At 56.9% G+C, this 17,442-nt stretch carries 13 protein-coding genes and 3 pseudogenes; 6 read left to right on the top strand and 10 right to left on the bottom strand.

Annotated elements, in window-relative coordinates:
- The first annotated feature begins 309 nt into the window (after nt 1–309).
- The 3 genes from ROV93_RS12715 to ROV93_RS12705 are packed head-to-tail and all read left to right on the top strand — an operon-like array spanning nt 310 to nt 2,847.
- Nucleotides 310–1,719, top strand: a complete 1,410-nt coding sequence (locus tag ROV93_RS12715; RefSeq protein ID WP_312539974.1) for a DnaJ domain-containing protein — start codon at nt 310–312, stop codon at nt 1,717–1,719.
- A 37-nt stretch (nt 1,720–1,756) separates the two neighbouring features.
- Nucleotides 1,757–1,966 (top strand): hypothetical protein, encoded by a 210-nt coding sequence (locus tag ROV93_RS12710; RefSeq protein WP_197581381.1) that lies wholly within the window; start codon nt 1,757–1,759, stop codon nt 1,964–1,966.
- 5 nt (nt 1,967–1,971) lie between these two features.
- Nucleotides 1,972–2,847, top strand: a complete 876-nt coding sequence (locus ROV93_RS12705; RefSeq protein WP_171968772.1) for a hypothetical protein — start codon at nt 1,972–1,974, stop codon at nt 2,845–2,847.
- A gap of 58 nt (nt 2,848–2,905) precedes the next feature.
- Here ROV93_RS12705 and ROV93_RS12700 read toward each other — a convergent pair.
- Nucleotides 2,906–3,208 (bottom strand): annotated as a pseudogene (locus ROV93_RS12700) (transposase); the annotation flags it as partial.
- 92 nt (nt 3,209–3,300) lie between these two features.
- On the opposite strand from ROV93_RS12700, the pseudogene ROV93_RS12695 reads away from it, so the two are divergent.
- Nucleotides 3,301–4,579, top strand: a pseudogene (locus ROV93_RS12695) (IS110 family transposase).
- Nucleotides 4,580–4,803: 224 nt separating this feature from the next.
- Here ROV93_RS12695 and ROV93_RS12690 read toward each other — a convergent pair.
- Nucleotides 4,804–5,546: pseudogene (locus ROV93_RS12690) on the bottom strand (IS3 family transposase); the annotation flags it as partial.
- A gap of 236 nt (nt 5,547–5,782) precedes the next feature.
- Here ROV93_RS12690 and ROV93_RS12685 point away from each other — a divergent pair.
- Nucleotides 5,783–7,366: a hypothetical protein gene (locus ROV93_RS12685; RefSeq protein WP_312539972.1), complete on the top strand. Its 1,584-nt coding sequence runs from the start codon at nt 5,783–5,785 to the stop codon at nt 7,364–7,366.
- A 255-nt stretch (nt 7,367–7,621) separates the two neighbouring features.
- The gene (locus ROV93_RS12680; RefSeq protein WP_171968774.1) at nt 7,622–8,347 is read left to right on the top strand and encodes a MobA/MobL family protein; all 726 of its coding nucleotides are present in this window, start codon (nt 7,622–7,624) and stop codon (nt 8,345–8,347) included.
- A gap of 126 nt (nt 8,348–8,473) precedes the next feature.
- Here the strand turns inward: ROV93_RS12680 and ROV93_RS12675 are convergent, their stop codons facing one another.
- The 8 genes from ROV93_RS12675 to ROV93_RS12640 all read right to left on the bottom strand — a co-directional run bounded on the left by ROV93_RS12675 (nt 8,474) and on the right by ROV93_RS12640 (nt 17,440).
- Nucleotides 8,474–9,928 carry a YfjI family protein gene (locus ROV93_RS12675; protein ID WP_312539968.1) on the bottom strand — a complete coding sequence of 485 codons (1,455 nt, stop codon included), beginning with the start codon at nt 9,926–9,928 and terminating at the stop codon, nt 8,474–8,476.
- Nucleotides 9,928–10,272 carry a hypothetical protein gene (locus ROV93_RS12670; protein ID WP_171968776.1) on the bottom strand — a complete coding sequence of 115 codons (345 nt, stop codon included), beginning with the start codon at nt 10,270–10,272 and terminating at the stop codon, nt 9,928–9,930. Before ROV93_RS12670 ends, ROV93_RS12675 begins: the two co-directional genes overlap by 1 nt.
- Entirely contained in the window at nt 10,272–10,577 is a 306-nt protein-coding gene (locus ROV93_RS12665; protein ID WP_171968777.1) for an AlpA family phage regulatory protein, read from the bottom strand. The genes ROV93_RS12670 and ROV93_RS12665 overlap by 1 nt, the downstream gene beginning before the upstream one ends.
- 319 nt (nt 10,578–10,896) lie before the next feature.
- Nucleotides 10,897–11,784 (bottom strand): hydrolase or metal-binding protein, encoded by an 888-nt coding sequence (locus tag ROV93_RS12660; RefSeq protein ID WP_279936865.1) that lies wholly within the window; start codon nt 11,782–11,784, stop codon nt 10,897–10,899.
- Nucleotides 11,778–12,767: a lambda-exonuclease family protein gene (locus tag ROV93_RS12655; protein WP_312539963.1), complete on the bottom strand. Its 990-nt coding sequence runs from the start codon at nt 12,765–12,767 to the stop codon at nt 11,778–11,780. Before ROV93_RS12655 ends, ROV93_RS12660 begins: the two co-directional genes overlap by 7 nt.
- Nucleotides 12,768–12,889: 122 nt before the next feature.
- Nucleotides 12,890–13,399 carry a JAB domain-containing protein gene (locus ROV93_RS12650; protein WP_241898718.1) on the bottom strand — a complete coding sequence of 170 codons (510 nt, stop codon included), beginning with the start codon at nt 13,397–13,399 and terminating at the stop codon, nt 12,890–12,892.
- A complete protein-coding gene (locus ROV93_RS12645) occupies nt 13,399–14,355 on the bottom strand; it encodes a DUF932 domain-containing protein (protein WP_279936863.1) in 957 nt (318 codons plus the stop codon). The genes ROV93_RS12650 and ROV93_RS12645 overlap by 1 nt, the downstream gene beginning before the upstream one ends.
- A gap of 349 nt (nt 14,356–14,704) precedes the next feature.
- Nucleotides 14,705–17,440, bottom strand: a complete 2,736-nt coding sequence (locus ROV93_RS12640) for a phospholipase D-like domain-containing anti-phage protein (RefSeq protein WP_053462292.1) — start codon at nt 17,438–17,440, stop codon at nt 14,705–14,707.
- Nucleotides 17,441–17,442: the final 2 nt, after the last annotated feature.

The following is a 17,442-nucleotide window of genomic DNA, read 5'->3' as shown; positions in this document are numbered from 1 at the left end:
GAGCCACCACCGGCCTTCCCAGCCGATCCACCATTACCCTTCGCCATGTTCGTCTCCTTGTTAGCCCCACACGGGGCAAGGAAATATTGAACGTCGGCGCGCTCCGCTTAAGCCCTAAAAGTTCACAGGTGGACGTTGCGCTGGTGAGGCTGACGTAGGCCCCACCAGAGGGCTTAACTGAAGTGTCCGTGTTAGTGGGGGTGAACCCTCTCGAAAAAACGGAGTACCCCCCATTCATCATCGATGCTATCCTCTCAAAAACTTTTGACGAAGAGCCAAAAGCGAGAAAGTGAAGCATCAGGGGGATGCATGTTGGAAAAAGATTATTACGAAGTACTGGGAATCCGTCCCAGTGCGTCAATCGATGAAATCGATCTCGCGTACAAGGGGCGGCGGAGCCAGTATCACCCGGATCGTTACGCCAGTTCCGATTCCGAAACCCTCGCTTGGGCCACGGAAAAAATGAAGGAATTAAACGCGGCATACGCCATCCTGAAGGATAAGGGTGAGCGAGCCCGGTTTGATCAACAGCGTGGGAAGCAATCCGCCAGACCGGCAGCTTCGCCACCACCCATTCCTGAGCCGGAAGAGCGCAGCCCGTTGCTGGATTTTCTTCAAAGGTATGTACCGGACAATGAGTTCTTCCAGAAGATACATGTCGCTCCCCACATCCCGCAGAAAAAGCTGGGTGGCGCCCTGGAAAGCTATGGCCGTGGGCTGAAACCGCGAAATGTCATCGCGCTGATCGACGACACCGTGTTCGGCAGTGCCAAAGAGGGTGTGCTTATCACGGAGCAAGAGCTCAGGTTCAAGGCGGTCTTCGAATCCCCCCGCTCGGTCCAGGTGGAAAAAATCGGGAGCATCGAGGCTTATAAGAGCAGGATCACGGTCAACGGGCAGGAGTTGGGCAAACTGAACGTGCCGGACTCAGATGAAGTCCATCAATTCTTTGACTTCTTCAATGCCTTTTGTCAGCAGCGCCGCGCCGATGCGCCGCGCGAGACCAAGCACAAGCGCCCGGCTTCTGCCGGGACAGGGCACCAAGCCTTCACGCTGCTGGAAAAGGGCTACTACAAGAGCTTTGAGCAAAGCATAGACAGGAGGATCAAGGCTACTCAAGGAAGGGAGCAAGCGGTCTTGCAGCTCGCCAGCCTGCTTCTGCCGATATCCTTGTCGCTTGCAGAATGGATTGAATCGGAGAGCGATATTCCTCGGGAACTGCGCTCACTCTGGATGAGCGACGCCGTTCGCTTTGAGCTCCTTATCTACTCGACGGCCGCCGCTGAGCATCTGATCAGAGCAAATATCCCGGATGGGCGTGAGTATGCGGATGAGATTGCAGCAGCTACCGCGACCACCCTGCTGATCGAATGCATCATCGAGCTCAGTGGTTTCAATAAAATCAGAGGTCTCCACAAGATGGAGACCATCCAGCAGGAGCTGAGGAAGTCGGGATTCTTCAACGAGTTCATGCGCAGATGGGGCCGATACAAGCTCCTGATATCAGAGAGGGATGCCTCCGGCCTGATTGATGAGTTCGAGCATTCCATCCGCTCACCCGCACTTATGGAGCTCTACCCAGTGACCGCCTTCGGCAACGAGTTCCTGGGTTTCATGCAAGAGGCAACAGATAGATATCTGCCCACGAATGCCATTCCCGGGTTTTTGGATGACATCGATGACGATATCGAGAGCGCGCTTCTTGAGTGGATTGCCTAGTGCCAATAGATGACTGCTTCAAATCCAAGGAATGACCGTGAAGAATCTGGCCGTACTTTATTTCATCATTGCAATCATCTTCGCTTTCTACGGGAACTGGTGGGGCGACGACGCTTACAGGGGCTTTGCATACAACCTGGGCAAGTCAATCATCTGGCCTGCAATTATCTTCCCGTCGCTGGGGAAGATACTCGGCGGCATTGTTCTGCTTGGCGTACTCGGTATGGTCTTGGCATCGAAGAGGTGAACCACATGGCGAAGAACGCAACAATCATCCTCATGGCGATGATCGTCTCGATGCTGCTTGTGGCATGCGACGGAAAGTCGCGAAGCAGATATGTGGCCAGTTGTACCGCTCAGGGCATCGCGAAGGAAATGTGCTCATGCACGTACAAGGAGCTGAAAGGCAAGTTCAACAGCAGCCAGATCGACGACTATGTTCGAGTCGAGAAGCTTCCCGACCGGGAATGGAATGGGGCAATGGTCGACGCGCTTGAGAGCTGCGGGGTCGGTAAAGAAGCCGCCTTCCTAGTGAGGCGCGCGTTTGGACTTGACCAGCCGGCAGGCCTTCCCGAGCCGGAACTTGCTCAGCCCCCTGCAACGCCTCAGCAGGAGTCTCAGCCTCCCCTGCAAGAGCCGGCGTTCTCGCAATGCGGAAAGGACACTGACTGCAAGGGTGACCGGATATGTGAGTCTGGCCAGTGCATGGCACCTTCCAATGCCGGTTCCATTCAGTCACCTGCGGAGCCTGCACACTCGTCGCTATCAACTGGCGCAACGACATGCACAAACGCTGAGCGATTGATCTTCAGCTGCACCACCACGAATCAAAAGGAGGTGGCGCTGTGCGATTCCGGCTCGGCACTGCGTTACATCTTCGCACGGCATACGGGGAAGTCCGAAATGAACCTCTCTGTCCCCAACAGCATGGTGTCAGTGGCGCGAACCTCGTCGATGGATACGGTCAGAATTCCTACGGGAAATACGGTCTATAGCATCTTCGACCAGACCAATGAGAGTGGCGCCAGGGAGGCGGGCGTCAATGTCGAGATCAATGGCCGTCACGCCGCAACAGTTCAGTGCGAGCCAGCGTCCGTCGAAAGCCTGATCGACAACCTTCGTCCATAGGTGAGCGTGTGCAGGATTTTTTGTGTCGACGTCCTCCCGTCTTCAGTAGCGGGGCTGTTTAGAGTCCGGTGCTCATCGTAGCGGTATTGGCCGCGAGTTGTCGTGCATAGGCGGCGGGCGTCAGCCCGCCGAGTGCCTTCTTCGGCCGCTCCTCGTTGTATTCACCCCGCCAGGTTTCGATGACGGTGCGGGCCTGCAGCAGGCCGATGAACCAGTGCTCATTGAGGCATTCGTCGTGCAGGCGGCCGTTGAAGGACTCGATGTACGCATTCTGGTTCGGCTTGCCGGGCTCGATCAGGCGCAGCGCGACGCCGCGCGCATACGCCCAACTCACCATGGCCTTGCCGCAGAACTCCTTGCCGTAGTACATCTGGAAGCATCCCCAAGACGTGGGCAGCCACCGTCTCCAAGGTCATCCTGAGGGTTCTCACACACCACAGGAGCTTGCCGACGATGACTGCCCAGCCCAATGCTACGCCTGCGGCCACGTGGGTCGCGATTGATATTGCCAAGCGTCACCATGCCGTCCTGATTGAAACGCCTGACGGCAAGCAGCAGCAGTTTCGGATGGCCAGCTCGATGGAAGAGCACGATCGTCTGGTCGCTCTGCTGCGTGGATTACCCCAGCCTGCCAGGATCGCCATGGAACCCACTGGAGACTGCCATCGAACGCTGGCTTTCCGGCTTCTCACGGAAGGCTTCGACGTTTGCCTTGTCTCATCGGTCGCTGGCGCCCGCTACCGCGAAGCAATGTTCAACTCATGGGGCAAGAACGACCCGAAAGATGCCCGCGTGATTCTCGCCCTGCTCAAGCAGGGCATGACGCTGCGCTACATTGATCCCTTGCTGGCCGGGTACCACGGATTGCAGGAGCTGTCCAAGACTCACTATCAGATCAGCCTGGCAAGGACGCGACTGCAGCACAGCTTTGATGACGCACTATCTGCCGCTGTACTTTCCCGAAATCGAGCGCTACTTCGACAGCGCACATGCGGACTGGTTCGCCCGCTTCATGCTCCGCTTTCCTACTGCGGCATCAATCCAACAGCGTGACTACGAGACGTTCCGCAAGGAGGCGTGGGACCTGGTGGGGCGCAAGGTCAACAAGGCGGCATGGCTACGCGAACTATATGAAATCGCCCTGCGAAGCATTGGCTTGCCTGTCGCCGATGACTCGCTCGAGGTTCAGAGCTTCCGCCTGCAATTGCAGCGCTTCCAGGAGCTGGTCCAGCAGCGCGACCGGCTCGCGGAACAGGCGCACCAGACCCTTTCGGGGCGCCCAGACTATGAGTCGCTGCGTTCGATTCCGGGTATTGGACCTGTGCTTGCACTGACCATTCTGGCCGAGGCTGGCGACCTGCGTCGCTTCGCCCACCATCGCCAGTTCCTGAAGTACTGCGGCCTCGATCTGGCCAAGTGCCAATCAGGCCAATACAAGGGCCAGGAGCGGCTGTCCAAGCGCGGCAATGCGCGCCTTCGCTTCGCCTTCTGGTTTGCCGCCACAGTGGCCATCCGGATGCGGGAGAACAGCTTCCGGGAGAAGTACGAGCGCTACATCCGGAACGATCCATCCAACGCCGACCGCAAAAGAAAAGCACTGACTGCCGTGGCCGCGAAGATGGCGCGTGTCGCCTATGGCCTGGTCAAGCAACAAACCCAATACCGCTGCTACTTCGAAAATGCTTTACCCCGTGGATCGACCCCTCTCCGTAGGGCCGTCGGGACCTCTTAGGATCCTGTAGATAATGCTCGGGCCTTCCACGGGACTCCATGCTGTTTTAGGCACGTTCGAGGCCGTTCCGGACCTCGTGTTCACTATGGTCAGACCAGGAGACCCTGAAGACGTGGAAGCCCACGGGACTTGGTGCAAATAGCGGTGCGACTTGCCTGACCGGACGTCAGCGACGTCCGCGGATCCGTTCGCTCCGAATTTGTTGTTGACTCCAGAGTTAGCACGTTGTCGGTGCGGATCACCTGGGGCAGGCCGCGACTGAGCGCCAGACGGTCCAGGATCCGCGTCAGCATCAAGCCGGAAATCGCACGCTCCACCTCGATCGCCACCGCCTCGTGGGTGGCGTCGTCGACGATCGTCAGGCACTTGAGCACGCGCCCCTCGGCGGTGCGATCGAACACGAAGTCCATCGACCACACCTGGTTGGCTGCGGACGGCCGCAGCAGCGGCTGTCGCTCGGCAACCGGCACCTTCTTGCGCTTGCGTCGCCGCACCTGCAACTGTGCCTCCTGATACAGCCGCTCCACGCGCTTGTAGTTCACGTGCATCCCCGCTTGACGAAGCTTGAGGTGGATCATCCCGACGCCATAGCGCTTGTGCCGCTGCGCCAATGCCAGGATCCGCGCACGCAGCTCGACATTGCGGTCGGGCCGTGGTGCATAGCGATACGCGCTGGCGCTCATCCGCACCGCCGCCAGCGCCCGCCGTTCGCTCAGTCCCTTCACGGTCATCTGTCGCACCACGTCGCGCCGGACGGGTGGGGTCACGGCTTTTTTCGCAGGACGTCCTTGATCACGTCGTTCTCGAACATCTGTTCGGCCAGCAGCTTCTTCAGCCGGGCGTTCTCCGCCTCCAGCTCCTTCAGCCGCTTCGCGTCCGGCACGCTCATCCCGCCCAATTTGCTGCGCCACAGGTAGTACGAGGCTTCGCTGAATCCGTGCCGTCGGCACAGGTCCTTCACCCCCATGCCGGCATCGGCCTCACGCAGGAAGCCGATGATCTGTTCCTCGGTAAAATGCTTCTTCACGTCCAATCTCCTTGGGTTGCGGGATTGGACTCCAAATCGCCGTGCTACTCAAAACCGGGGGGACGTCGCCAGATCAACGCGAAGTTCGGCAGAGGCACTGTGGGAGTAGGCAACGTGGGCTGGCGGGTTGGTGGAGCCAGACTTGGAGAGCAGTCCAACGTGACTATCAACGCTCAATGGCGACCCATATTGCATTCGTTGTCGCCCAGCTATACAACGAAGTGGGGCGACCTTCTGCAGGTGCGCTGACAAGGATCGGCGACATAGCGATCATCAAATTCTATACACAACCAAAAGGATGGCGGTTGAAAATGGAAAGTAGCAACATCGAACCAGGGAAGTACAAGCCGCGCTTCGACTTCGGGAAAGATCAAGCAACAGACCAATCAACAACTGGAAGCATCAACGATCTTTTGAATGAGCTCAATTACGAGCTTACAGAAACGCCAAGTGGCGGCAAATCAAAACACTCCGATGCCTCCGGAAAAACAATAACCCGCAAGGAGCTAAATGGAGTCATTGGCTTCATCAACTCTACATTGGAACAAGAGATTCCAAACGGGAATTGCACCCTCCCAATCTCTACTCTAAAAACAATCAAGCTCCTTTACCTCAAGAACGACTCCAGCGACACTCAGTTACTCCAAAGAATCTCGAAACCAGGAACCATCAAGGCCACTTTCGAGCACTGGACAGAACGCAACACCCCAAGAAATGAAAAGACCATAAAAGCAGCCTCCTATCTCATGTCCACGCTTGAGCTTGAGATCGACGAGGAGAGACTTAAGCACATCCACATCAACAGACTCACACCATCGAAACTCCTTGAATGCCACGCAAGACACATAAAGGAGCTTATAGAACCTATCTACATGGCTTTCGCCGGCAATGATGAAGCCATTGCAAGCGCCTTTATGTTTGGCGCACATCAAATAGAAAGCTATCAACCCTCAAATGCCTTACTCGGCAAAGAAGGCGCCCCCGTACACGAAAGGCTATACATCTATTTGCTGACTCTCCCATTCCTGCACTTCGTTGGAGAGTATCAGCAGGTTGTCGAATCAGAAAACGAAGAGTTGAGCAAATACAAGATAGAGCCACTCTTCGCTCACGCCATCTCCTCACCGACGGAGTGCGATGCCCTATTGCGACCTGTCACATCACTCGCAGCTATTCACTCCTTCCTGCAAACCCATGCAAATGAGCTGGCACACTTGGTTCACCAAGCCACTGGTTATGAGTTGAGATCCAGCGAGATCAAAAACATAGCCGACGAAACGCAGAAGGTTCTGCATGCCTATGTCTTCCACGAATGGCACAGAATAGATCATGACGTCGTCAACATTTCAATGGCCGACTGCGTTGCAGCCCTTTTAGCCATTACGATACAAAAAAAGATCAAAACGAAGTACACGCCCAACTGGAAAGGACAGAGCTCAAGCGAGAAAACGGTATCTCGCCTACTGAGCCACCTGGACACCTCAAGAGACATCGAAGAGCTATATGAAGAGGACTACATCCCGCAAGGCGCGATGCTCACCCTCTATCATCGATATTGCATCGCCTACGCATTACTTTTCGGCCGCAGCAACCGAATGGAAGCGTTCATGAGATTCCAGATCGCATATCTGAAGCACATGACCGTAGCTCACTCTCATTTCGATCTTGAAGCAGGAAACGAATACGAGAGAAAGATCAACATGTTTTGCGAAGACCTTATTCAATATATCGAAGATCAAGCCACTTCGCATGCGATGTAATTTTTAACTTGCACCACCCTTATACATATGTAGAAACTCACTTGCGTCCTTCGAAGCAACAACACGAAGAACGAAAGGCATCGAAGGGAATAGAAATCAAATAGAACTGACGATGGATTACAGGCAGGGTGTGGTACGCGCACTTACCCTTTCTATCTAATCACAACACTCTTCGATCATGAGTATCTACCTGTGGCCGACAAGAACCACTCTTGTCGGCTTTTTTATTCTCCTTAGAGAAAGGGTGATACAGCAATGGCAAGCTTCCATTACAGCATCAAAAGCGGCAAGAAAGGTAGTGCACGCAGGCACGCCAACTATATCGATCGTAAAGGATCTCATAGTGACAAGGAGGACCTTGTCCAAACAGGACATGGGAACATGCCCGAATGGGCAGGAGATGATCCGAAACGGTTCTGGAGCGTTGCTGACAAGCATGAGCGTGCCAACGGAGCAGTGTACCGAGAACACGAAATCACTCTTCCGAGTGAGCTCAGTACTGAACAGCAGGTCGAACTTGCCGACCGCCTTGCAAAGAATCTCGCAGGGAAAAAACCCTACCAATACGCGCTTCATGCACCTGAAGGAAAACTCGGTGGCGATCCGAACCCGCACATCCATCTGATGTGCTCGGATAGACTGCCTGATGGCATCCCCCGTACACCTGAACAGACCTTCGCCCGCTACAACCCCAAGAACCCTTCCGCAGGCGGATGCCGCAAGGATAGTGGCGGAAAGAGCCCAATGGAGTTGAAGCAGCAAGTGACGGCACAGCGAAAGCTTGTAGCGGACACCCAGAATCAGTTCCTTGCTGAGAACGGATACTCCGCCCGTGTAGACCACCGCAGCTTGCGCGACCAGGGCATTACCAGGTCACCGGAGCGCCACCTCGGCCAACGCTTCGTCAAGGAGATGGCAGATGCAGAGAAGTCACAGTATGCTCAATGCCGTAAAGAAGCGCAGGTAGCTTCAGTCACTTAAAACCGGGCAGAGGCCAGTACCTTACCCAGTGATTCTGCGACAAAGTCGCAGAATCGCAATGGCACCTACTGACCACAGCAAAAAAGCCCCGGACTATCGCCGGGGCTTCCTCGGTGTAAAGACCGCTTACAGCGCCCTCCGATCGAAGTAGTTATTCATCAAGCGCAGATACGTCCTCTTGTCCCGGTACCCACTGCAGATCTGAATTGCTCCCTGGCCTTCAAGAACCGAGATGGCTGCATTCAGCCTTGCTCGGTTACGTACAGGTCCACAGCGCAAAACCTGGTTCTTGGGAACGCACGTATCCGAATAAATCCCTCTCCACCACTTTGCATGCAGATACCGATCCAGAGCTTGAGCATCGGCCTGATCCTGCGATACCACGAACGCAGGTGAGAACAGATGCTTGTACTCATCAACATGCCACCGAACGATCTCGAAGGCACGATTGATCGTATCGAGGGTGATGTCACCTCCCTCTCCACTGAAGTACTGCATCGATGCAGCGAGTCGTGCCACGATCTCCATGATCTTTGCCGCGAAGTCATTGATATCGCTCAAGTACTCCCCGTCGCGCAGCAAAGACTCAGTTTCTGATGCCAACTCTACCCAGCGTGCCCTGGCATCGATGGAGAAGGACACCACTTCACGAACAACGGCGCCCGAGGCTGAAAGCTCCTTGTACTTCAACAACAGCTCCGCGACCCGCTCATGGAATGCGGGCAAATGCTCCCACACCGGTTCCACGTCCTCGATTCGCCGATAGCCCATCATGGAGCGAGGCCACGCGACCAAATAGCGTGCCCAGTGCCCACTCCCCTTTGCGACAGAGCCTCGCCTATTGAGGAACTGCTTGAGCGGTTCGTACTGGGTCATGATGCTCACAGACACGCGCGGATTCATCGCAATCAGATGCTCGTTCTCCGCTCGATCCAACGGCATCATTCCTGGTGAATCCCAGAGACGATTGAGCAAGCCCACATTCGCCATTGCCTCGCTCTTGAACAGCATGTGACCTTCATCAGTCGTGATGGCGATGGACTCACCATCACCCTGAACGGCCTCCATAATGGCCTTGGCCGTGATGTCCTGCCGCAGGAAGCAGCGCAAGCGAGGCTGCAGAGGTTTCTTTTCTGCGTGCTCCTTCAGCTGTGACTCGAGTGCTTCCGCAGACTTACCTGCTGCAACTGCTTTACTGATCGCGCTCCTCAACCCCTTCATCTTGGCCGTCCAGAGTCCGTACTCGATCTCATAAGCCTCAGTCTGCTGCTTGAACGCAGTCATCGCCTTCGTATCTGCATTGCGGAAAGGCGCCTGCAGCAGCTCGAACACCGTCGACTTGCGCTCACCAGACTCAGCAACAAGCATCAAATTCTGTGTTACAGGCCGGGTCTGCCCGGTTGGCAACTTGACATCAATCAGCCCCTGGCAAGCCATCGAGATGGCATTGATGAGACCCATGCCAACCATGGCATCAGGAACCTGCACGTTGCGGAAGAGCTCAAGACCAGCCTCACGCGCAATGTGATGGAAGCTTTCCAGGGGATATTTGGGGGCATAACGCTGCCAATGGGTAGTCATCATGCATCCTCCTCTGCCGCGCCAAACGCGGTCTGCTCTTCAGCCTCGACCAACAGATGGCCACAGCTCTGGCACCGAGCAGCATCGCCCTCCGCATGGCGACGAGCACGCTCCTCATTGAGCAGCTTTCGGAACTGAATCAGGTTCAGCTCATGCTTGTACGCAGCATTGAACTGATCTACCAGGATCTTCTTGCGCATCTTCTTTGCGATGTGCTGTTCCAGGATCGGATAGGCCTGCCTGAAGTCCTGCTCGAGCTTGCTCTTGCCCTTGGACAGCTGCTCATCCAGAGCATGCTTGAGCGCCTCAAGCGGCGAGGTGTGAATTCCGTAATTAATCGCCATCACTTCACCTCCATCGCACGGCGGAACTTGGCTGCACGCCCTTCAGCCCATGCCATGGCCTCATGCGTCCAGTAGAACTTCGGGGACAGTTCGCTGTCATAGAGCGGAATGCCCTTCGGAAAGTTCGGGTCGGACTTCATCAGTTCGTACGCCTTGCTCCTGCTGACACGGAGCAGCTTGATCAGCTCCTTCAAGCGGAGCGTCGGGCTATCCGGCCACCCTGCTTTCCAGCCAGTGTTGTTCTCCTCAGCCAAAGGCATGCTTTTGTCTACGCCCTGGCGCAGACTGGACGTCATGTGCTTCATTTGTTGATTCCTTCGTTGTGTTGAACGTTTCAGGAAGGAATCCGGCCGGTTTCCTATCGAAGGGGATTGGCCTCCGACGTGATCAGTGTCGATATGCTGCTGTTGGGGGTACAGGGAAAAAAAATCCAGGTTTTTTCCAGGGACGCGCACAACCGACCAGATCAAAGAAAAATCAAACACTTACATGCTAGGGAGCTTTCGCCCCCTAGCATGTCTCGCCCTCTGCGCCCACAAATCGGTCCGTTTCATCCTCTGTCTGCTCAGGACCTGAACTGCCTCTCGTCCGAACCTGATACGAGTCCGAACCGGTGCTGCTCTCCTACGACGCCAACCGGGACGCTTGCGCTTCCAGCCTATCCTTGAGACTTTCCTTCGCAGGAGCCTGTGCAACCTCGCCATGCCCTGACGGATAGAACTCCTCGACCACGGCCGGCACGTCTTCGTCCAGATCCTCGAAGGCTCCATTTGCGAAGCCCTGTCTCGCTGCCTCATCCAGTGCAGCTTGGTCGATCCCTGCCGCAGCTCTTGCGGCGTGTCGGTCCACCGCTTCTGCGACCGCCGATTCGAGCGTCAGCCCGCTCCGAACCACCAGATCGACGTAGTAGATCGCTGATCGGTAGCTCATCGTGGTGGACTTACCTCGTAGTTTCAGCTCTAGGGGCAGACAAGACAGCCGACGACCTGACACCGCACTGAGGTAGTGCAGTCGCGCTGCGAGTGTCCGGATGGTGTTGTAGGAGGTAGTGCGCAGAACAAAGCTGCCCATCGCATCCCCCTCCCCGTCCCCAATGACCACGTTTAAACGGGCATAGGCTTTGCAGCCCCCATTGGCAAACTGACACGCATCCGGCCCTGGGCAAGGCAGCGTCTCCATGCCTTCTGGCCCAGCACGTCGACAGGTGTCTCCGTTGCCTACGCACAGCGGCCTTCCGTTCTCTCGATTGAACAGCGAGTAGTCCGCTCGCAGGTTCAGTGTTGGGTCGTCGAAGAGCAGCCGTACCGGGATGGATCGCAGCTTGTTACCCTCCGATGTCTTCCGTAGCTCCTCATCCAGTGGATGCAGTACCCAGCCCTCCCGGTTCTGCACCTGGCTGGTAAGGGTGAACTGATCGTCCTTTTCGGGTAGTCGCTTGCCATTGCGCTCCACTACCCGGCCAATGGAAATACGCCCAATCACGGGCGGTGTTATAGCCAGTCCCTTCAGCATGATTTGACCTCTTTGATCGTGGTGTTGATCCGGAAACGGCGCGAACCCGGACGGACGACCGTGCAGGCTGCACCGATCTCCGGGTACTCGGCTGCAAGCCGCTTGGTGTCCAGGGACGTGCCATCCTTGCTGCGGCGGTAGATCACCTCCCCCAGCGAGCCAAATCTGGCAACGGATGCGTCGCCCATGGCTTGCTGCAGCGTTTGTTTCAGCAGCTCTGCCTGCTGTTCTTGCACTGCTACTGCCTCATTGAGAGACACCAGGTTGGAGAACGTCTCGACCAGCGCCTCGTCCTGACTGAAGTCGACAACCGTGTCTTTGCCCGGATACAGGCTCCGAAGCGCCCGAGCCGCTGATTCCGAGCCATCGGCTGGAGGCTCGATGTCATTGATGACGTGCTCCCAGAAACGGGCTTCCAGCACCACCAATCGACTGATGATTTCTTCGTCTCGCTCGATGCGGTGGATCTGCAGAGCCTGACCGCACAACAGAACAGCCACCTCAGCGGCCTGCTTGCCCGTCACAGCTAGCTGGTGCTGAACCTGGAGCTGTACATACTCGGGCACCCCGTCTTTCCACAGCCGAGAGCCGAACTCCCCAGCTGTCTTGCACTCAAGAATTTGGACCGCCGGGGAACCAATTACCTCTCGATCGAGGTTGGCCAGCATGTGCGGGAAGGTCGGATGCTGCAGAACGGCGTTGACCCGGCGTACCCGGTTCCCCGTGCGCTCCTGGTAGGCCGTGGCCACCATGGGTTCGAGCAGGGTTCCCCAGTAGCGGGGATCCTCTTGTCCAGGGGGGATCTCTTCCATTGGCTTTCGGCCCGTCTTCTCCTGCCACAGCTCCAGCTGGCTCTTGTAGGGGTTCAACCCGACGGCGGTGGCAGCATCCGAACTACCGATGCCGCCATTGCGGACCTCCAGCCACTGCTGGCGATCCAGTGAACGCGTATCAACCAAACGCAACGCGGTGTGCTTGCTCATTGGCAATCTCCGGAACAGAAAAGGCCGCCTTGATGGGCGGCCTTGGTCAGGTCTTTCATTTCAAGCTATCGATGTGGGCAAGATGGATGGGCGAAGCGACAGCACTGATCGCTGCAGCTCTGTCAGACCATGCCTTGAGAGGCCATCGAGACCACCTCATGGCTGGTGACAACGAAATGGTCCAACAGCCTCACGTCCACGGTGTCCAAGGCAGCCTTCAGCCGCGCCGTGACTGCCCGATCTGATGCAGATGGCTGCAAGCTACCGCTTGGATGGTTGTGAGCCATGAGTACCGCCGATGCATTGTGTGCAAGTGCCCTCTGAACCACGATCCGAGGATGGACCTCGGCTCCATCAATCGTCCCTGAGAAAAGCCGCTCAACTGCGATGAGCTGGAACTGCGTGTTGAGAAAGGCGACCTCAAAATGCTCGCGGTCTTCACCCCCCAGACGTAGCCGGAAGAACAATGCGCTCTGGGTTGCTCCTCCCAGCACTTCCCCTGGCAACGATGCCCGTTTCTGCAGGATCTGCAGCGCCCTCGCAATCGTCCTGTCCTCACGTACCCGGATCCTGCTGTCTTCCTCTTTGGATCCGGCCCCTGATGTGGTCAAGTGATAGGCCTGCGCTTCCATCAGGCCACCAACTTCATCACTTCATCCCACGCGCGCTGCTTGAGCTGAGCTCCAGCACCGAACCATGCCGCATCACGGCGGTGATCATCGCTACGAGCTCGTCGGTGGTGGTCAACGTACTCCGTGACGCTGTTGAGTACACCCCAGGCCGTTGCACGGCTGGAAGGCAACAACGCGCCTCGACCGCCGCCCTCATACAGGGCACGGACACTGGCCAGCGCCTGTTCGTTGACGACCTCAGCGGCGCTGCCCTGGCCTTGGTAGGTAAGCACCCGTCGCAACAGACCATCGACCGTATCGGGGTTAACTGGATGGTCGCAGAGGGCTTTCATGCGAGCCACGAAGCTGTCCCAGGTCGAGACGGTGATCCCCAACTGGCGCTTCACAGCATCCGGGTCGAACTGACTACGATGCGGGACCTTGATGGCTCCGCTGCTGTCTCCCAGAGCGATCTGCAGGGTGTTGTTGCACACCACCCGCACCGAGGTGAACTGCGCCGTGGTGGCCAACGTACCGTCACAGGCAGTAGCAAGCAAAAGATAGCCATCCACCCGGTCACGTCCCTTGAGCGAAGTGCTCTGGCCCGTCCGAGCCATGGCCCAGAACTTCTTGCCACCCTTGAGCACCCCCGCCGTCTCCAGTTCAAAGCCACTGTGCTGCGTCAGATCACGGTAGAACTCCAGGATCTCTCCCGGCTGGACAACCTTGAACCGCTTGGAGACGACAGCCAGCGGCTTCCTGGTATCGGAGCGATAAAGCACCTTCTGCTCCGGGAAGGAGTGGATGGCACCGATGGCATTGCTACCCGTGATGAAACGGACCTCGGAGTCCTCGATCTGCCAATCCATGCCTGCCTGACGCTTCCAGACCTCAATGGGCTGGTGCTGTTCAAGCTTATTGCCCAGACCATGCCATGGCTTAGCGCCCGCATAGGCCATTGTTTCAATCAGATGCATCGTATTTTCCTCGCTTCTTACGACACAAACGCACAAGGCCCGGACGATGCCGGGCCTTGTGCGTATGCCAATGCAGTATCAATTAAAGGGTTCGATGTCTTCACTGCCCGAAGACAGAGCACACCGAGCAACCGCAGCGATGATGGAGGCTGCGACAACCAAAACACAGTACAGACAATCGGATCTTTCTTTCATACAGCCATACCCAAGGAAGATGCTTCATTGCGGAGCATCGACACGCGAAGCCAGCAACCACCGGCATCAACTGGGTAATATGTGTTTGAAATTTAATAGAATGATGATTTTCCTAATCAAAGTGAAAAAATCAGAAACTAACATCCCTAAAAAGCTAACTCCAAGCTGTACTCATCAGAGTAGCCAGATCGCGTCTTGATAGAACCTCCGTGAACTCACGCCAATCCTTGTCCGGTGGCATCATCGTGCCGGTGTAGCGTAGATCAAAGCCCGTCGCGGTTTTCTGCGCGTTGATGTAGTCATCCAGCTGCTCACCCAGCGTTTCGATGTCCTCGATCCACTCATCCTTGATGGTGTCTGGCAGCGACCCGAAGAGGTCGTAGCGGTTCTTCATGCGCTCGGAAAGGCGCTCGTAAATCTTTTCGTCCACGGTCTGCTCGAACACGAGGTTCAGCATGTCAACGGTTTCACGCCGCTGTCCGAAGCGTTTGATGCGGCCAATCCGCTGTTCGAGGCGCGTTGGGTTCCACGGCAGATCGACGTTAATTAGCGTTCCCAACGTTTGCAGGTTCAAGCCTTCGCAGGCGGCATCGGTAGCCACCATGATGCGAATCTGGTGCTCGGCGACCATCCGCTTCAGGGTTTCACGCTCGACACTAACGCTGTCACCACGTTGGTACAGACGGCTCCGGCCCGCACCCGCATAAAGGCCGACAGCTTCTTCCGGGTAACGCGACGCCAGCAAGTCCGCCAACCACTTCGCTGTGTCGTAATACTGACTGAAGATGATGACGCCCAATTCCAGCCATTTCTCCTTGTCGAGGAAGTGGACGACGGCCTCCATCTTCGGATCGGCTTCTAACCGCTCGAGTCGGGTAATCAGACGTTGAAGAACCTCGCGCTCCTCACCTGTCTCGACTGTGAGATCAACTTCCAATTCTTCGTCTTCCTCATGCTCGGCATCGCCTTGTAGCAAGCGCTGGGCCGACGCTAAGCCCGCGTGTACGCTGGAGCAGATGCGCTGCTCCATCATGTTCTTCATGAAACCGCTGCCTTTACCGCGTTTGGCCAGTGCCTTGCCGAACGCACGTGCTTCGCCGTACGCCTGCCTGAAGTCTTCGGACGTGCGCAGTGCTTTGCCCTCGAACAAGGCATCGAAAGCGCGCTGCTCCGATATTTGCCCTCGTTCCGGATGCACGTCCACGCCGACGCGAGCCAGTAGCCCAGCGTCTTCAAGCTGCTGGCGTTTGCGAAGAACGACATGGCGTACCAGCGGGTTTTCGCGCTGAAAAAGCGTTGCACCTGATATGCGGCGCTCCAACTCCTCTTCCAGAATCTCCCGTGTTTCCTCCGTCAGATCTGCCAGCGAACGGTTGGTTTGCCACTCGCCGTTCTGCAAACCCAAGTCTTGCCGGATAGCTGAGAACAAGCGACGAGCGCGAGGCTCACTGGTTGATTCCGTGCGTGGAAGCGGCGAGCGCAACAGTTCCCACGCATGGGTGAGCGATTCGACCTCCACGCGGCCCGCGAGAATGTCAAGCACTTCGTCGGGTCGGTGCCACGTCGCCAGGTCGTGGCCGAGCACGAAACGGCCTGGGCCTTGATGCAGGATGCCAAGCAAGTCCCATAGATCAGCAGGGTTGGTCTGTATCGGCGTGGCCGTTCCCAGCAGCACGTGATCTGCCCGGGCGGCGATCTCGCGCATGAAGGCCAGCAGCTCATTTGGTGTTCCAGCTTCCTTTCCGAAGCCCTGGCGGGTTCTGGCTTTGTGCGCTTCGTCGAGAATCACTACGCCGAAGCGCATACCCAGCAGGTACTGCTTTTCCAGCGAGTCGCGCATCATCAAGCCGGTGGAGACAATGCCGATGCGCAACGGGCAATGAGCAATTTGCTCGCGCCCGGCAGGCGACAGCACTCGTTCGTCAGCATCCAGCCAGACTTTGCCAACGGTATCCCAGCGGGCGGTCGGGATGCCCAGCTTGTCCAGCATTTCGGTCTGCCATTGTTCGGTCAGCGTGGCAGGTGCAAAGATCACGACCGGACGACGCGGCCCATTGTCCTTGTCGGACAACAAGCAAAGCGTCAACGCGGCGGTAGCGAGCGACAGCGTCTTACCCAGGCCTACTTCGTCTGCCAACAGCAAGCGCACCGTGCCGTACAGACGCTGGTGGCGTAGGCACTCGGTCAGAAAGCCCTGCTGCCACGGCTGGAGTTGTTGACCTTCTCGGTACAGCGGTGATTCGATCAGGGCTGCAGGAGCAAGACTCTCGTCATCATCGATCTCGATAAACTCGATCTCACGCCGGTAGCCACGCCGATGTACCTCGCGAATCACGGCCTGCGGGAGGGACTTGGCGGCGTTCCAGAGGAAGTCGAATTCTTCCTCGATCCACGCCACGCCCTCTGGCGATTCGTCCTCCCACAGGATTTCGTAGTGGCGCTGCCAGCCGTTTCGAGTCTCATTCATCGACCCGAGGAACCCCAGCCTACGGCTATCAGCCAGGGTAATCACACCTGCCTTGCCATGCACAAAACCGCAGATATCGTCCGGTGCTATGCGCACCGCCTGCCCATGCTTGGCGAGGAAGGCGTCCAGCCGCCGATAGCGTTCGCGGTTCAGCAGTGCCTCGGCCTCCAGGGCGCGCTCGTTCCAGCGGCCGAGCATCTTGCTCTCGCGCAGTTGCGCCACTTTCAGATCGTCCGGGTGGATATCCACGTTGCAGACGATCTTGACCTCAGGAATGTGCTCCAGTGCTTCCCCTGCTACCTCGAACAAAGAACTGGTGAAGTAACCAGCGATGCGCTTGTAGCTTTTGGCACCGGCCAGATGCTGCATCAGGAAGCTAGCATCCAGCCGATGGGTACGCGAAGAGAAACGCCGAATGCTCATAA

Source organism: Stenotrophomonas maltophilia group sp. msm4, assembly GCF_032025605.1.
GTDB lineage: Bacteria > Pseudomonadota > Gammaproteobacteria > Xanthomonadales > Xanthomonadaceae > Stenotrophomonas > Stenotrophomonas sepilia.
The sequence above is the reverse complement of the archived record's forward strand: the minus strand, read 5'-3'. Positions and strand labels throughout refer to the sequence as shown.

What these genes read in the sequence shown, in the direction of transcription:
- ROV93_RS12680 (WP_171968774.1), top strand. Translation starts at nt 7,622, where the DNA reads ATGGCAAGCTTCCATTACAGCATCAAAAGCGGCAAGAAAGGTAGTGCA.
- ROV93_RS12685 (WP_312539972.1), top strand. Translation starts at nt 5,783, where the DNA reads ATGGCGACCCATATTGCATTCGTTGTCGCCCAGCTATACAACGAAGTG.
- ROV93_RS12650 (WP_241898718.1), bottom strand. Translation starts at nt 13,399, where the DNA reads ATGGAAGCGCAGGCCTATCACTTGACCACATCAGGGGCCGGATCCAAA.
- ROV93_RS12665 (WP_171968777.1), bottom strand. Translation starts at nt 10,577, where the DNA reads ATGAAGCACATGACGTCCAGTCTGCGCCAGGGCGTAGACAAAAGCATG.
- ROV93_RS12645 (WP_279936863.1), bottom strand. Translation starts at nt 14,355, where the DNA reads ATGCATCTGATTGAAACAATGGCCTATGCGGGCGCTAAGCCATGGCAT.
- ROV93_RS12670 (WP_171968776.1), bottom strand. Translation starts at nt 10,272, where the DNA reads ATGGCGATTAATTACGGAATTCACACCTCGCCGCTTGAGGCGCTCAAG.
- ROV93_RS12705 (WP_171968772.1), top strand. Translation starts at nt 1,972, where the DNA reads ATGGCGAAGAACGCAACAATCATCCTCATGGCGATGATCGTCTCGATG.
- ROV93_RS12675 (WP_312539968.1), bottom strand. Translation starts at nt 9,928, where the DNA reads ATGACTACCCATTGGCAGCGTTATGCCCCCAAATATCCCCTGGAAAGC.
- ROV93_RS12715 (WP_312539974.1), top strand. Translation starts at nt 310, where the DNA reads ATGTTGGAAAAAGATTATTACGAAGTACTGGGAATCCGTCCCAGTGCG.
- ROV93_RS12660 (WP_279936865.1), bottom strand. Translation starts at nt 11,784, where the DNA reads ATGCTGAAGGGACTGGCTATAACACCGCCCGTGATTGGGCGTATTTCC.
- ROV93_RS12640 (WP_053462292.1), bottom strand. Translation starts at nt 17,440, where the DNA reads ATGAGCATTCGGCGTTTCTCTTCGCGTACCCATCGGCTGGATGCTAGC.
- ROV93_RS12655 (WP_312539963.1), bottom strand. Translation starts at nt 12,767, where the DNA reads ATGAGCAAGCACACCGCGTTGCGTTTGGTTGATACGCGTTCACTGGAT.